At 39.1% G+C, this 16,674-nt stretch carries 10 protein-coding genes; 7 read left to right on the top strand and 3 right to left on the bottom strand.

The features are described 5' to 3' along the window. Nucleotides 1-286: 286 nt before the first annotated feature. Nucleotides 287-1,954: an energy-dependent translational throttle protein EttA gene (gene ettA, locus NBG71_RS11130; protein WP_036932999.1), complete on the top strand. Its 1,668-nt coding sequence runs from the start codon at nucleotides 287-289 to the stop codon at nucleotides 1,952-1,954. 88 nt (nucleotides 1,955-2,042) lie between these two features. On the opposite strand, the gene NBG71_RS11125 is transcribed toward ettA, so the two are convergent. Further along, nucleotides 2,043-2,840 carry an energy transducer TonB gene (locus NBG71_RS11125; RefSeq protein ID WP_075671363.1) on the bottom strand — a complete coding sequence of 266 codons (798 nt, stop codon included), beginning with the start codon at nucleotides 2,838-2,840 and terminating at the stop codon, nucleotides 2,043-2,045. A gap of 171 nt (nucleotides 2,841-3,011) precedes the next feature. On the opposite strand from NBG71_RS11125, the gene NBG71_RS11120 reads away from it, so the two are divergent. The 5 genes from NBG71_RS11120 (at nucleotide 3,012) to NBG71_RS11100 (ending at nucleotide 12,005) form a co-directional block, all read left to right on the top strand. Next, nucleotides 3,012-3,560 (top strand): RNA polymerase sigma factor, encoded by a 549-nt coding sequence (locus NBG71_RS11120; RefSeq protein WP_075671365.1) that lies wholly within the window; start codon nucleotides 3,012-3,014, stop codon nucleotides 3,558-3,560. Then, a complete protein-coding gene (locus NBG71_RS11115) occupies nucleotides 3,550-4,578 on the top strand; it encodes a FecR family protein (RefSeq protein WP_250916858.1) in 1,029 nt (342 codons plus the stop codon). Before NBG71_RS11120 ends, NBG71_RS11115 begins: the two co-directional genes overlap by 11 nt. Nucleotides 4,579-4,681: 103 nt before the next feature. Continuing rightward, nucleotides 4,682-7,444, top strand: coding sequence for a TonB-dependent receptor (locus NBG71_RS11110; protein WP_211838834.1), 2,763 nt, complete (start codon nucleotides 4,682-4,684; stop codon nucleotides 7,442-7,444). 63 nt (nucleotides 7,445-7,507) lie between these two features. Further along, nucleotides 7,508-9,217 (top strand): ABC transporter ATP-binding protein/permease, encoded by a 1,710-nt coding sequence (locus NBG71_RS11105; RefSeq protein ID WP_075671369.1) that lies wholly within the window; start codon nucleotides 7,508-7,510, stop codon nucleotides 9,215-9,217. After that, nucleotides 9,207-12,005, top strand: a complete 2,799-nt coding sequence (locus NBG71_RS11100; RefSeq protein WP_099659997.1) for a M16 family metallopeptidase — start codon at nucleotides 9,207-9,209, stop codon at nucleotides 12,003-12,005. Before NBG71_RS11105 ends, NBG71_RS11100 begins: the two co-directional genes overlap by 11 nt. A 150-nt stretch (nucleotides 12,006-12,155) precedes the next feature. Here the strand turns inward: NBG71_RS11100 and NBG71_RS11095 are convergent, their stop codons facing one another. Continuing rightward, nucleotides 12,156-12,572, bottom strand: a complete 417-nt coding sequence (locus NBG71_RS11095) for a DoxX family protein (protein WP_075671373.1) — start codon at nucleotides 12,570-12,572, stop codon at nucleotides 12,156-12,158. Nucleotides 12,573-12,841: 269 nt separating this feature from the next. On the opposite strand from NBG71_RS11095, the gene NBG71_RS11090 reads away from it, so the two are divergent. Next, on the top strand, nucleotides 12,842-14,860 hold the full coding sequence (locus NBG71_RS11090) for an NADPH-dependent 2,4-dienoyl-CoA reductase (RefSeq protein ID WP_191901777.1): 2,019 nt from the start codon (nucleotides 12,842-12,844) through the stop codon (nucleotides 14,858-14,860). A gap of 114 nt (nucleotides 14,861-14,974) precedes the next feature. On the opposite strand, the gene sstT is transcribed toward NBG71_RS11090, so the two are convergent. Further along, nucleotides 14,975-16,228, bottom strand: a complete 1,254-nt coding sequence (gene sstT, locus NBG71_RS11085; RefSeq protein WP_156733027.1) for a serine/threonine transporter SstT — start codon at nucleotides 16,226-16,228, stop codon at nucleotides 14,975-14,977. Between the last annotated feature and the right edge of the window lie 446 nt (nucleotides 16,229-16,674).

Below are 16,674 nucleotides of genomic sequence, written 5' to 3'. Positions count from 1 at the left end.
GATAATCATTAACAATGTAAGTTCCCTTATTTAAGAGAAATTTTCATTACTTTCAGAGGAAGTAGGAAAGGTAGATAAAAACCTCTCTTTTGACTAAGGTTTTCTTTTATAAATCGGGTATACTGGCGACTTTCATCATTTTCGGGTCTTTGGCAAATACTGACATTGACTTTGCTATTGTTCATTTTGGTGCCATAAACACGTAGCTTAATCACAAAAAATTTGTTTTTAGCGCGAAAAGTGACACCTCAGATAAAACCTCTTTTATAATCAAAGGGTAATTATAGTGGCTCAATACGTTTATAGTATGTTGCGTGTCGGGAAAATTGTCCCACCTAAGCGACATATCCTTAAAAACATTTCACTCAGCTTCTTCCCGGGCGCGAAAATTGGTGTGCTTGGTCTTAATGGTGCCGGTAAATCAACATTACTACGCATCATGGCAGGTATTGATACTGATATCGAAGGTGAAGCACGTCCACAACCAGGGATTAAAATTGGTTACTTACCACAAGAACCAAAATTAAATCCTGAACATACCGTACGTGAAGCCGTTGAAGAAGCCGTCAGCGAACTGAAAAACGCATTAAACCGCCTTGATGAAGTTTATGCGGCTTATGCCGATCCTGATGCTGATTTCGATAAATTAGCAAAAGAACAAGGTCAGCTAGAAGCGATTATTCAATCTCATGATGGTCATAACCTTGAAAACCAATTAGAGCGTGCAGCAGAAGCACTGCGTTTACCTGAATGGGACGCTAAAATTGAGAAACTTTCAGGGGGTGAACGTCGACGTGTCGCTATCTGTCGTCTTCTGTTAGAAAAACCAGATATGCTGTTATTAGATGAACCCACTAACCACTTAGACGCAGAATCTGTGGCTTGGTTAGAACGTTTCTTACACGATTATGAAGGAACTGTTGTTGCAATCACGCACGACCGTTACTTCCTTGATAACGTAGCGGGTTGGATCTTAGAACTTGACCGTGGTGAAGGTATTCCATGGGAAGGTAACTACTCTTCATGGTTAGAGCAAAAAGACGCACGCCTTGAGCAAGAAGCAGCAACCGAAGCAGCTCGCCATAAATCTATTCAGAAAGAACTTGAGTGGATCCGCCAAAACCCTAAAGGTCGTCAAGCAAAAGGTAAGGCTCGTCTGGCTCGCTTTGAAGAACTGAATAGCGTTGATTATCAAAAACGTAATGAAACCAGCGAACTCTTTATTCCACCTGGACCACGTTTAGGGGATAAAGTGTTAGAAATTAATAATCTAACAAAATCCTATGGTGATCGCGTTCTGATTGATGATTTAAGCTTCTCTATTCCTAAAGGAGCTATTGTCGGTATTATCGGCCCTAACGGTGCGGGTAAATCAACGCTATTTAGAATGATCTCAGGTCAAGAACAACCAGACTCAGGTACTTTAGTGTTAGGTGATACTGTTAAGTTAGCATCTGTTGATCAGTTCCGCGACAGCATGGATGACAGTAAAACGGTTTGGGAAGAAGTCTCTGGTGGCCAAGACATTATGCGTATTGGTAACTTTGAAATTCCAAGTCGTGCTTATGTTGGCCGCTTTAACTTTAAAGGCGTTGACCAAGGTAAACGTGTTGGCGAACTTTCTGGTGGTGAGCGTGGTCGTTTACACCTTGCTAAACTACTACAAGTTGGCGGTAATATGTTACTGCTCGATGAACCAACCAACGACCTCGACGTTGAAACTTTACGTGCATTAGAAAATGCCCTGTTAGAGTTCCCTGGTTGTGCGATGGTTATTTCCCATGACCGTTGGTTCCTTGACCGTATTGCCACACATATCATCGATTACCAAGATGAAGGTAAAGTAGAATTCTTTGAAGGTAACTTTACTGAATATGAAGAATACAAAAAACGTACATTAGGTAACGATGCTATTCAGCCTCGTCGCATGAAGTACAAGCGTATGAGCAAATAATCGAATTTATTTACGGTATTCGATAATAAAAAAGCAGAGATTATTCTCTGCTTTTTTATATTTTCAGATCTAGCACATAACGTTTTGGTTAACTGTTCTGTTTATAATCAAAACTTAAAGGCGCAGTAAACGAAACATTACCATTTTCTAAACGATAGCTTTCAGGTGCGGGAAATGGCGAAGCGCGTTTAATTGTATTTAAAGCCTCTTTATCAAGAATGCGATTTCCTGATGATGTTTCCACTTTCACATCTAATAACTCACCTTTTGCATTTAACACAATAGAAACTTGTGTCACGCCCGTTGCTTTAAAGCGCAGTGCTGTTCGAGGATAGCGTTTATAAGCATTAATATGGCTATGGATCAAGCTTTCCCATCCTATCTGTCCACTTACAGAAGAGGAAGATAAACTATTAAACTGAGCACTACTGCTTGTATTAGAGCCTGAAACTGGTGCGCTTGTTACATCTGATGGCGCTTCTGAGACAGGAAGATCATCAGGGACTTTTACTGCAACCGGTTTAGGTTTAACCACTGGCTTTACTTTCGGTTTTTCTGGAATGCGCTCATAAGTGCCTTGCGCTACAACTGGCATTTTAGGTAAATCCAATACTTCTTTGATAGGTTCAGGCTCTGTCTCTGCAGGCTCAGGAACAGACATCACTTTCTCAGGCCCAACAGGAACATCTTTTGTTTCTGCCTGAGCTAATTGATAGATACCTAAATCCATTGTCATTGCGGGTGGTAAAACGCCATGGCGTTCATCTTTAGATGTTATCCAGCCAATAGCGACAACAACTAACGTTGCATGAAATAAAATACTGGCAGTGAACCCACCAATAGAAAATGATCCACGGCGTGAAAAAGTCGCCGACATACTACTCATAATTCTTGCCTCTGATTTTCTTTCTGATGAATTATAGGCATAATACAAACACAAATGATATTGCTTATTATTAATAATACAATAAAAAATTAGCTTGATAATTATCATAACTTGTTCTCATGAGAAGCAGTAAGAGCTTATTATTTCACTCTTTTTTAGACACCAGAGATTATGGCTAGCGATAAATCATTGGCACAAAAAATTAGTTGTGCCTATCAATCAACCTATGGACAACTTGTGCGTTTTTTCCACAAACGTACGGGTAATTACCATGATGCAGATGATTTGTCTCAAGATGTGTTTACACTATGGCTAAACAGAAAAGAACAAACACCAGTGCAAGAACAGCGTGCTTTTTTGTTCAAAATAGCGAACCACGTTTTGATTGACCATTGGAGAAAAAATCAAAAGCAAAAAGATATCTATCAGGATGATTATGAACTAGATGACGCAGCTCAAAGTTATGCCACGGAGCTTGATCCGGGATATGTCCTTGAGCATCAACAGCGTTTAGATCTACTTAGTGAAGCAATTGAAACATTGCCTCCACGCCGTCGAGAAGCATTTGTTCTTTATCGTTTTGATGGACTATCACAAAGCGAAATTGCAGAGCAAATGGAAATCTCAATCAGTATGGTGGAAAAACATATTGCGGCTGCCCTATTACATTGCAAAAGATATGTCGATGCAGGACAGGAGAAATGCACGAATGATGAGTAAGCCGGAAAAAAATATACCGGAAACTAAACCTCACACAGATGAGGGAGCAGATCATCTTTTTTTAGAAAATGATGATAAATTACTCAACGACTCTATTGATGAGCAAGCGGCCCTTTGGTTCACCCGACAACACAGCCAAAGGATGACTCCTAAACAACGCCAAGCATTTAAAATATGGATAGAAAATGATGTAAACCGACAAGCATATCAAGATATTGCGGGGCTCTGGCGTCAATGCGATGCATTACCACGACCAACAATAGCCACAGTCGAAAAGAAAAAACGCTCTCTTTGGCGTCCAATGATCCACACCACTGCTACTCTTTGTTTACTCACTGTTTTATATCTTCCTTATAGTCATTTACCTGCATTACTGATGGATAATATGACGCTTGCAACCAGCGACTTACCGAAAGAAATGACCTTAGCTGATGGCTCTAAAGTCTATTTAGACAGAAATACACAGGTAAGAGTGGCTTATGTGCAAGAAGAAAGAAGGCTATGGCTAGATAAAGGACAAGCCTATTTCAAAGTAAAATCAAATTCTTATCGTCCTTTTTATGTTCATGCGGATACTCGATTAATTAAAGTTGTCGGCACTGAATTTGAAGTTAGTCGCTATGATAACCACCAAATTAACGTAGCTGTCCATGAAGGGATTGTTGAAGTAAAAGCAACACCAAAATCGTCCCCAGCCTATTTGTATGCTGGCTCTCAAGCCACCAGCACATTAGCAAATGACAGTTTTGTTATCTCTTCGGTCAACATTGATTCCGTGGGAAGTTGGCGCTTTGGCCAACTGCATTTCTTTGAGCGCCCATTGAATGAAGTGATAGCCAAACTCAAACCTTATCTTGATATCAATATTCAAATTTCCTCACCCGAAATTGCCGAAATGAAAGTCTCAGGAATAGCAAACATAAATGATGCCAAAGACTTTATTACCGCAATTCCACTTATATTGCCGGTTAATGTCGTTTTTACTGATAAAAATAATGCCTTAATTATCAATAAGTAAAAAGAAAAATGAAAAATATTCTTTTTTACAGGTGAGGATAATTCTCATTTCACCCTCTTCCTTAGTAACAACAATTATTAAGTTAGTAAATGGGATTGGTGAAATGAAAATGAATAACAAAAAAGGGACCCTTAAGAGGTCTCTACTAGCGTTGCTAATAAGTACCACTATTGCTGCACCTTGCGCTTATGCATCTACCGTTTCAGTGGCTTTACCAGAACAGTCTTTGGCTGATTCATTAAGTGCCATTGCAAAACAAGGGCAAGTCCAAATTTTATTTGATGCAAATTCGGTTAAAAACCTGCGTGCTCCAGCACTTTCAGGTCAATTTGAAACCCAAACTGCATTACAAAAAGTCTTAATTGGTAGTGGGTTAGAAATTATTCCACAAGGAAGTGGATTTGTTATTCGTCCTCTCGCCACAACTAACGCGATTGTTATTCCTGAAGTTAAAGTCACCGGTGTTGGTAGCAGTTATCACCCAGCTACCGATGTCGTTTCCGCTCCGCAATACATCACCGCTGAAGAGATAAAACAGCGTAATACCGGTGATGGAAACGTAACTGACTTACTGAAAAGTAACCCTGCTGTTCAGTTTTCCAATAATGACAGCACATCAATGAATCAGGGTGAAATTAAACCTTCACGTATTTCTATTCATGGCTCTAGTAGTTATCAAAACTCCTATAAGCTTGATGGTGTCAGCTTTAATAATGACTTTGACCCAGCAAACTCAGGTAATGGAGAAACCAACACTCGAATTAGTAGTGATGAGCAAGGTATGTATCTTGATAGTCGCTTAATTGATAGCGTCGCGGTTTACGATAACAACATTCCTGTTGAGTTTGGTGGTTTTACTGGCGGGACTGTCGAAGTACAAAGCCGTCGCTGGTCAGGCGAAACTCATGCCAATGCCTATTACCGCACAACGCGCTCAAGCTGGAACAATATTTTTACTGATCCAAAACTGAATTTTGATACAGCCAATAATGATTTTAGTAATCCTGCTCGCTTCCAGAAAAAATACGATAAACAAAACTTTGGTGGTTGGTTTGAAACAGGGTTAACTGAGCATACAGGTTTAATATTCTCTGCTTCTCGCCGTGAATCAACTATTCCGATGATGATGAGTAGTGCGGGTGGTTTTATTCACACACCTGACTATCAATTAGAACAAGTTGAACAAAACGCAGGTTATCGCGACCAAACTCGTACCTCAGATAACTATTTTATTAAATATTCTTGGGATATTTCAGAGACCCAATCTCTTGATTTATCAAGTAATATCGCGCGTTATAAAAGCTATTTATTCTCAGGTTCAGTCTATAACTCAGGCTATGATAATGAGCATAATGGTTTAAGTTTCACTGCGCTTTATAAACATAAATTAGATCTCGGAATATTAGAATTAACAACGGGTTATCAAAAACTAGAAGATAAACGAACGAATGATCAAAATTACTTTATTCGTTTAGATGATGCAATTACTGGTTGGTCAACACCAACAAGTTATAACAGTGGGGGTCAGGGTGATCTAAAGAGTAATCAAGAAACCGTAAGCACTAAAGCGATAATGCGCTTTAACGCGTTCGACTTAGGCTCAACCATACACCAGCCCACAACAGGCTTTGAAGTTGCTCGAACTAAAGGCTCTTATATCAGAGATAAAGATTTTTATAGTTATTTCTATACAGGAATAACTAATCCCGATACAAACGAGTGGAGTGGCGGACGTTCAAATACAACACGCTTCCGATCAGGAAGCCATAGTGCAACCTATACAAACTATGCAATCTATCTTGATGATAATATTCAATATAAACGCTTAACACTGCGTCCTGGTATTCGTTTAGATAGAGATGATTTTGTTCAAAGAAACAATATTTCACCTCGTTTAAGTGGTACTTATGATATTTGGGGTACAGGCAATACGCTCTTAATCGGTGGTGTAAACCGTTACTACGGCCGCTCCATGTTAACTTATGCATTGTATGGGGCACAAAATGCAGGCTTGCAACACTGTTACTTCGATTGCGAATCACCTAATGCCAATTGGAATAACCGTACAGACTTTGACGGTCTAGATTCTTTAAAAACGCCTTACAACGATGAGCTGACACTCGGCTTGCAACAAGAAATCGCCTCAACCACTTGGCGTTTACAATACGTTCATCGTAATGGTCGTGATGAAGTGCGTAGTGATACAAAATATCCAGGTAGCACTGATTACGAAAAAATGAATATTCGTGCATTCAATAACAAGGGTCGTAGTTCACACGATACTGTGACTTTATCGGTGAAAAATAGCCAGCCTTGGGAATTAGCACAAGCTGACCATATTTTTAATGCTTCAATAAGTTGGCAACAAAGCAAAACCAATACCCCTAAAGATTCAGGTTATGCCGACTTTAGTCCAAATACTCAAAACGTTAACCGAAACAAAGTGCTATATGACGGAAAAATCATTGATGCCAAAGAATTACCCTCTGGTAACTTCAATTCTCCATTAAAAGTCACAGCAGATCTTACAAGTGTTTGGGATGAATGGAATGTGACTTGGTTTAACCAATTACAATGGAATAGCTGGCGCTCTCAAGCAGAAAAAACCAATAACGGCAACCCAATTAAAACACCTGAAGCGGGTTATATTTATGCCTATAAAAAACAGAACTACAGTAGCCGCTTTACTTGGGATACCAAACTAAGCTGGCAACCTGAGTTTGCTCATGGTGTTGGTGTGTCAATTGAAGTTAACAACGTATTAAATACTCGAAACGTTGCTGATCACTTTACTTACAAAGATAAAGAATACAAGTCGTATGAACCAGGCCGTCAGTTCTGGTTACAAATCAGCTACGACTATTAATAAATTGACGAAGTTAATGTGAGCAACCAAGTCGATACACAATAAAAATATGACCAATAAGCAATGAAAACAATAAAACAATTTTTCTATTTAGTTTCACCTTTTTGGGGGCGGCGTGCCGCCCTTTACTGCTGGTTTCTATTGATAGTTTCTTTGACCTTAACCCTGTCATCTGTCTGGTTTAACGTCAAAATGAATGAATGGAATGGTAGTTTCTATAACGCATTACAACAACTTGATGGACAAGCTCTCTACAAGCTTCTTCAACAATTTGTCATTATTATTGCAGGATTAATTACTGTCGTAGTAATGGGCGATTTCTTACGCCAAAAAATGGTTATTCGCTGGCGCGAAGGCATGACTGAACAAGTGCTTGATCGCTGGTTATCAAAAAACAGTAAACACTACATGTTAAGGCTGACATCACAAGAGCCTGATAACCCCGATCAGCGTATTGCAGAAGATATTCGTTTACTGATCGAATCAACAATGCGTTTAACTGTCACATTTTTGCACTCATTACTAACGCTTATCTCTTTTGCCACTATTCTTTGGTCACTGTCTGGCGCTATATCCTTCACATTAGGAGGAAGTGAGTGGACAATTCCAGGGTATATGTTCTGGGCTTGTATTATCTATACCATTATCGGGATAACCATTACGCAGTTTATTGGCTCACCCTTGCGTAAGATTAATATGGATAAACAGCGCAAAGAGGCTGATTACCGTACTGCCCTCATCACCCGTAAACAACATGGCGATGCAATTGCCGGTCAGCGTGGTGAAATCAGTGATCGCAACGAATTAATGAGCCGCTTTTTAGGGGTTATTCGTAACTGGAATAACCTTATCCGCTACGAGAGAAATCTTGCATTCTTCACTGTCGGCTATCAACAAGCCACTGCAATGGCACCGATTATTTTTGCCTTACCTAAATTCCTTGCTGGCGAATTAATGCTAGGGGGATTAATGCAATTAAGACAAGCATTCTCTAGTGTTGCAGGTGCATTAAGCTGGTTTATTTTCTCGTATAAAGAGATTGCTGCATGGCAAGCAACAGTGACACGTCTTTATAATTTTGTGGTGCTTTTAGAGCACGATCATGAGCCAGAAGTCGCTGATTTAAACGATAAACAGACTAAATTAAAAGCTAATCTTTCTCTGTTTATGCAAGATGACAGCCTGTTAATCCAAGATATTAACTTCTCTGTAAAAGCGGGTGAGTTAACCGTTATTGAAGGTTGCTCTGGTTTAGGTAAATCAACACTGCTTAGAGCATTAAGTGGGCATTGGCCTTATTTCAAAGGGGAAATTCAACGTTCACCCAATGTGTGTTGGATCCCACAACGTATGTATCTGCCTTTTGCACGTTTAGACAGTTTGCTCGCTTATCCTTGTCAGCCTAATCAATTCTCCGCTAAAGAGTATGAAGATGCACTTCATTTGGTGGGCTTAGACAAAATAAAAAATCAACTTTCACTTGAAACGGATTGGACAACACGTCTATCAGGCGGTGAGCAACAACGTCTTATTTTTGCCCGCTTATTACTCAATAAACCTGAACTTATTTTATTAGATGAAACCACTTCTGCACTTGATGAACAAAATGCATTAAACATGTTGCAGCTACTAAAACAACATCTGCCAACCGCAGGCATTGCGTTAGTCAGCCACCAGCGCTTTACACATGTGATTGCAGATAATGTGATTTCACTCAAAGCCCCTACCGTGTCCTCCTCTCAACCTGCTGGAGTTACCGAATATGTATCGTAAATTACTGATTGTTTCAGTCAGTCTTTCACTTTTAGGGTGTGCGACAAGCACTCCTAATCAAAATGACAAAAGTACACTATTACTACGGCCTGATGTTCGTCATTTTACCCTAGATAATGGTTTAGACGTCTACTTACTGCAACGCCCACAAACCGGTGTTGAAATGCGTCTTTTGGTAAAAAGTGGTTCTGTTCAAGAAGATGAAAAACAGCTTGGTTTTTCACACTTTACTGAACATATGGCATTTAAAGGTACCACTCATTTTCCGGGAACAACGGGCTTTAAACAACTTGAAAGCCTTGGCATGAAATTAGGTAGCCATGTTAATGCCGCGACAAGTTTAAATGCGACGACTTATAAACTGTCATTACCGAATGCAAACCCGATCCAAATTAAAACGGGGTTAAAGATCTTATCTGATTGGGCATTTGAAATGACATTTGACCCTATTGAATTTGATAAAGAACGTCCGGTTATTGTTGAAGAGTGGCGCTTGCGCCAAGGTATCGGTTTTCGTATTAACCGCCAGTTAGAGGAATTGCGTTATTACGGTAGCCGTTATCTAGACCGTGACCCTATTGGTGATTTAGAAATCGTTAAACATGGCGATGTGAAAGATGCAAAACGCTATTACGATACTTGGTATCAACCAGAAAGAATGGCATTAGTACTGGTTGGTAACTTTAATCAGGGTGACGCTATTGCTGATATTAAGCAGCTGTTTAACGCTAAAAATAGCGAAAATAAAGGAATTGATGATCCTTCTTGGCACAATTTTATTGATCATAAAGATCTACTGGTCAAAACGATTTTCGACAAAGAGCAAGGTTCGCGTATTTTACAGTTCACCTTGCAACGTACTTTGCCAGCACCTTTAAATAGTCGCCAAGGTCAATATGAAGATTTAATGGATTCATTATGGCTATCAATTTTAAATCAACGTTTTTCCACTATTGTTGATAATGGCTTAATGGCTTCTATTAGCGCTAATGCACAAGGCGCAATGTTAGACTCTCGTCGTTCACAACAATTGATGATTGCGCACCCTAAAGGTAATGATTACCAAGGTGCATTAGATATCTTATTTACAGAAGTTCAACGCCTCGCCTCTGTTCCAGTGACTCAAGAAGAGCTAGATAATGCCCGTAACGCAATGCTAAAACGCCTAAGCCAACAAGCTGCAGGTGAAGAGCGCTATGAGCACGATTATTTGGCCAACCAAATCACAACAGCCATTGAATTGGATATGCCAATTCAAACGAAAAAACAGGCACTGAATTTAAGCTATCAATTAATCAATAAAGTGACCCCTGAAACATTGTCAGCTTATTTTTCTCAATATCTAAAACAATCATCACCACGAGTTGCGGTGATTGGCCCTGATAATGATGCTAATTTGTTCAATGCAACTAAAGCTGCGCAACGTTGGCAAGAAATTAGACAATCAAACCCGGGAGCATTTACCCTAAAAACTCAAGCCGTTGTACTCGATATTAAACCTGAGCTCACGGGTTCAGTTGTTTCAACACAATCACTTCCGATTGAAAAAACGCAAGAATGGACGCTGAGCAATAATGTAAAAGTGATTGTGAAAAATGACAGTTATCTCAAAGATAATATTCAAGTTTCACTACGTATTCCGGGCGGCTCTTCACTTGAAACAAATCAAAGCTTAGGTATGGTGCAATGGGCATTAAAATTACCCGAAGTAAGTGGATATGGTAATTATAATGCACGTGAATTAGCGCTATTTACCAAGCAACACCAAATTAGTTTGCGCCCTTACAGCGAACTATTATTCCATGGTTTCCGTGGCGAAGCGCCAATTGATGAACTAGAAACCTTGCTAACATTGATGCATCTAAAAATTACATCTCCACAGTTTAATGGCGAGAAGTTAGAGCAACAGAAGCAAGCGATGGCATTAGGTATTTCAAAAACACCCGTTGAACGTACTTTCTTGGATAATATCAATAAAGAAAGCTATCAAAATGGCGATCGTTTAGTAATTTCTCCGCAAGGTGCTTGGAAACAGTTTACTGCTCAACAATTACAGCGAACAAACCAAATGATCTTAGGACAACCTGCTGATATGACATTAGTTATCAGTGGTCCTGTCAATATTAATCAGGTAAAATCTCTCATTGAACGCTGGGTTGCAAGTCTCCCAACACGCTCTGAACAGCGTCTATTCTGGGCAGATCCTGCCATTAATCCAAAGCTGACTTCATTTAACAAAACATACCCTATCGCAAGCAGTGATAAGAGTATGGTAAGTATTCAATATGCAGCGCCAGCTCAATGGTCACAACAACAAGTACTTGCGCTTAATTTACTGGATACAGTGATCAGCCAACGTTTAAGACTCAACCTACGTGAAAGAGCTGGTGGGATTTATTCACTTGGGTTCTCTGAAATGTTAACGAAAGTGCCTACAAGCTACTATACCGGTCGTTTAAATTTTACAGCATCACCTGAGCGCGCAGATGAATTAATCACTCTCGCCCGTAAAGTCGTGAATGAAGTTAAGCAGTCAGGTATTACAGAGAAAGAGTTACAAGAGGCTAAAAATATCTGGCTAACTGAAAATTCACAGGTGAATGACAGTGCAAGTTATTGGACAGATGCTCTTGCTCAAGTTGCAACGGATGACCAACAGTATCAGCGTTTACTCACTGATCCTGCCATTATAAAAACATTAAGTGTTAACGATATAAACCAAGTTGCTCGCCAGTGGTTAGGTGAAAATGAAAAGGTCTTTAAGTTAACGCCAGCAACTCAAAAATAAAAATGACTTAGGTTAAACCGATAAGCCATAAAGTCACTTAAAATAAAACGCCCAGATCAAGTCTGCATATAGCATGAGAACTGGGCGTTTATTCATCTATTTTAATCAAGTTATAGCAATAATATTCAATTTTATTGACTATTAAATTTATTAATCTTTTTTCACTGCAAAACGACCACTACCTAAAAACATCACCGCAATCGCAGCAAATAGGTAAAAGCCAGCGCTTTCTGGTGCCCATCCCCCTGTTTTAGGGTTTAATGCAAATAAATCACCAGAGTGAACCATCAAGACAGCAACAAACATTGTACCTGCTAAAACAAGTGCTGACGCACGAGTAAACAGACCGATAATCAGTAATATAGGTGCAACCACCTCCCCAATCACGGTACCGTAAGCAATAAAGGCGGGTAGATTAAAATTAGCCAACATCCCCTGAATACCAGCTAATCCACCCGGTTCCATTTTATGAAGCCCATGTAATAACATTAAAACGCCAAGAGAAACACGTAATACAAGTTTACCCAAGTCAGAACAGTCAACAAGTTGATTAAATTTATTAATCATAACGTCTCCAAATTGAAAATAGTGATGTGTATTTTTAATACGTATTAATAGGTACACTACATTATATGATGAAATATTATGAATGAGTGTGATTTTTATTATCACTATTTGTTCTCATTAAGTAATCACTTAGATTATTATTGCTTTATAACGTGCTATTCACCTTTTCCATGATTAAGATCACAACTTATTAACATAATGAACTCTTAATCACCGACTTCTCGTTATGCTATAGATATCTCATCTGACCAGTCTAAAAAGGGTATCTGATGGCACATTATTCTCATCTATTTTCGTCGCTTGATTTAGGGTTTACTGTACTTAAAAACCGTATTCTTATGGGCTCTATGCATACTGGACTCGAAGAAAACCCAAATGATGCCCCAAAACTTGCACAGTTTTATGCCCAACGTGCGGCTGCGGGTGTTGCATTAATAGTCACTGGAGGGATCTCTCCCAATAAACAAGGTGTGTTATTGCCTCATGCTGCGACATTAATGTCTGAAAACCAACTAGCGACTCATCAACTTGTTACGGATGCAGTTCATCAACAAGGAGGTAAAATTGCTTTACAGATCTTGCATACAGGTCGTTATAGCTACCAGCCAAACTTAGTTGCCCCTTCTGCTATTCAATCTCCAATAACCCCTTTTATACCAACAGAAATGAGTCATGAACAAATCGAACAAACTATCGATGACTATATTCATTGTGCTCAATTAGCCCAAAAGGCGGGCTATGATGGTGTTGAGATAATGGGATCTGAAGGCTATTTAATTAATCAGTTTTTAGTCAGTCATACTAATCAGCGAAACGACCAATGGGGTGGAAATATTGAAAATCGTTGTCGTTTCGCTTTACGTATTCTTGAAGGCATAAAAAAAGCAGTAGGTGAGCGGTTTATTATTATTTACCGCCTCTCTATGTTGGATTTAATTAAAGATGGCTCGGATGCCTCAGAGGTGCTTTATCTTGCTAAAGCTGTAGAGAAAGCGGGCGCAACAATGATCAATACGGGGATCGGTTGGCATGAAGCGCGTATCCCAACCATTGCCACTATGGTGCCAAGAGGCCAATTTGCGAATGTAACACGCGAATTAATGGGAAAAGTGAATATCCCTCTTATTACATCAAACCGTATTAATACACCACAAACCGCAGAAGCTATTTTAGCGGAAGGCTGTGCTGATATGGTTTCAATGGCTCGCCCTTTTCTTGCTGATCCTGAGTTCGTACTTAAAGCACAACAAGGACGTGAAGATGAAATCAATACTTGTATTGCTTGTAATCAGGCGTGTCTTGATGAAATATTTTCAGGTCAAACAGCCTCTTGCTTGGTTAATCCTTTTGCTTGCCGAGAAACCGAACTTCTAGTTATTCCAACCCAACAACCTAAAAAGTTAGCGGTTGTTGGTGCTGGGCCTGCGGGATTATCTTTTGCGGTAACCGCCGCAAAACGTGGTCATCATGTCACACTATTTGAAAAAGAAGATATTATTGGTGGGCAACTGAACATTGCTAGCCAAATACCCGGAAAAGAAGAGTTTCAAGAAACCCTGCGTTACTTTAAACGGCAACTACAACTTACGGGCGTCATTGTTAAAAATAATACCGAAGCCACACCTCATCACCTTAAAAACTTTGACGAGGTTATTTTAGCCAGTGGTGTTACTCCTCACAGTCCTGACATTGAAGGGCAAGATAATGAGATAGTTAAAACTTATCTTGATGTTTTAAAACACCATCAACCTGTGGGTAAAAATGTGGTGATCGTTGGTAGCGGAGGTATTGGCTTTGATACAGGCCTTTATCTTACGCAAAAAGGGCAATGCAGTAGCCTAAGTCCTTGTGCTTTTAATAAAGAATGGGGCATTGATCCGACGCTTTCATCTCGTGGTGGTATCAAGCCCACTAATCACCTTAAAGACAATACCAAACACATTGTGATGACACAGCGTAAAGCTGGAAAGATAGGTTTAAGTTTGGGTAAAACAACAGGTTGGATACACAGACTAACATTAGAAAAAAAAGGCGTTAAATTTTTAACACATTGTCATTATCAAAAAATTACGCCAGAAGGTCTTGTTATTGAACAAGATGGAAAACAACAACTTCTTATGGCTGATAATATTATATTGTGTACAGGACAACGCGCTTATCACCCTTTATTTGCCCCCTTAGAAAAAGAAAACAAAACAGTTCATCTTATTGGTGGAGCAAAAGATGCCAGTGCATTAGATGCAAAACGCGCTATTAGACAAGGAACTGAGCTAGCACTTGCCATTTAAACCGTTAACATGATGATAAAATGACAAAAAGAAACCCCACATAAATGTGGGGTTCTATTTTTTATTATTGATTATTATTTTTACAGCATCTTCCTGTCTTACTACCTACCCTTTTTACCCATTATTTTTTTCAGTTAATGGATTATCTGAAATACGATTATCTTCAGCAATACAGACTGTTGCAGTAAAAAGAACATCTGTTGCTGAATTTAATGCAGTTTCTGCTGAATCTTGCAACACACCAATCATGACTCCAACAGCAACAACTTGCATTGCAATATCATTACTAATACCAAACATGCCACAAGCTAATGGAATTAATAGTAATGATCCTCCAGCAACTCCTGATGCACCACAGGCACAAATTGCAGCAACTAGGCTTAATAACAGCGCAGTTGGGATATCAACAGGCATCCCCAGAGTGTTTACAGCCGCGAGTGTCAAAATAGTAATAGTGATTGCAGCTCCCCCCATATTGATGGTTGCACCTAATGGGATGGAAACAGAATAAGTGTCTTCATTTAAATTCATACGACGACACATAGCCATATTCACAGGAATATTTGCAGCTGAACTACGCGTAAAGAAGGCGGTTACACCACTTTCACGCAAACAGGCAAAGACTAATGGATATGGGTTACTGCGAATTTTCCAAAATACAATTATTGGATTCACTACTAAAGCTACAAACAACATACAGCCAATTAGCACAACAAGAACATGCAAGTAACCAGATAAAGCTTCAAAACCTGTTGTTGCGATAGTTGACGACACTAAACCAAAAATACCGATAGGGGCTAAACGAATAACAACACGTACTAGGTTTGTTACTGCATCCGCTAAATCTTGTGTTAAAGCTTTAGTAGTATCACTTGCATGGCGTAATGCTAAGCCTAGTCCGATAGACCACGCTAGAATGCCCATATAGTTACCATTAATAAGTGCATCAACAGGGTTTGCAACCACATTAATTAATACACCTTTAAGGACTTCAGCAATATTTTCAGGTGGTGACAGTTGTGATTCATTAACAACCAGCGTTAAAACGGATGGGAACATAAAGCTTGCCACAACCGCGGTTAATGCAGCAAAGAACGTTGCTAACAGATATAAAATTAATACAGGGCGAATATTCGATTTTTGCCCTTGGCGGTGATTAGCAATCGAAGCCATAACCAGTACCCATACTAAGATAGGTGCTACAGCTTTCAGTGCGCTAATAAACAGGGTACCTAGTAAGCTCACCATCTTGGCAGCTTCTGGCGCTAACCAAGCAAGTAAGATCCCTGCGACTAAACCAACGAGTATTTGTTTGACGAGACTTCCCTTAAAAAACAGGCTGAAGACTCTGGATTGTTGTTTATCCATAGCTATTCCATTACTTAAAATAATATTTAAAAAAGGCATTATTGAGTGTTTGCAATGCCAGTATAAGGAATTGAATCGCGCTGAAAAGCTGATTATGCAAAATATACAGTATTAACCGTTTTTGTTAACAATAAAATAACATAACTGTGATCATAATAGGATTTTGTTCTTTTTAGTATACCAACATGAAATGAAAGAAATTATTATTATCAGTAAGTTATACGTAGCTATCTTACTTATTTTTTATTTTATTTTTCTTCTTTTTGTTTTTTTTAATCAACTGACGGTCTTTTTTATTAACATTATCACTAACAACTATCCGCTCTAAACACCCTTGTTTTGAATAAATAACAAACAAAAAAAGATGAGCAATATAAACAAGATAACGTTTTATTTTCTCTCAATTAATATTAAAAATTTATCTTTTATGATCTCTATAAAATAGA

Source organism: Proteus sp. FZP2095 (assembly GCF_023701425.1).
Classification (GTDB): Bacteria; Pseudomonadota; Gammaproteobacteria; order Enterobacterales; family Enterobacteriaceae; genus Proteus; species Proteus cibarius.
Note: the sequence above shows the minus strand (reverse complement) of the source record. Positions and strands in the feature narration are given on the sequence as shown.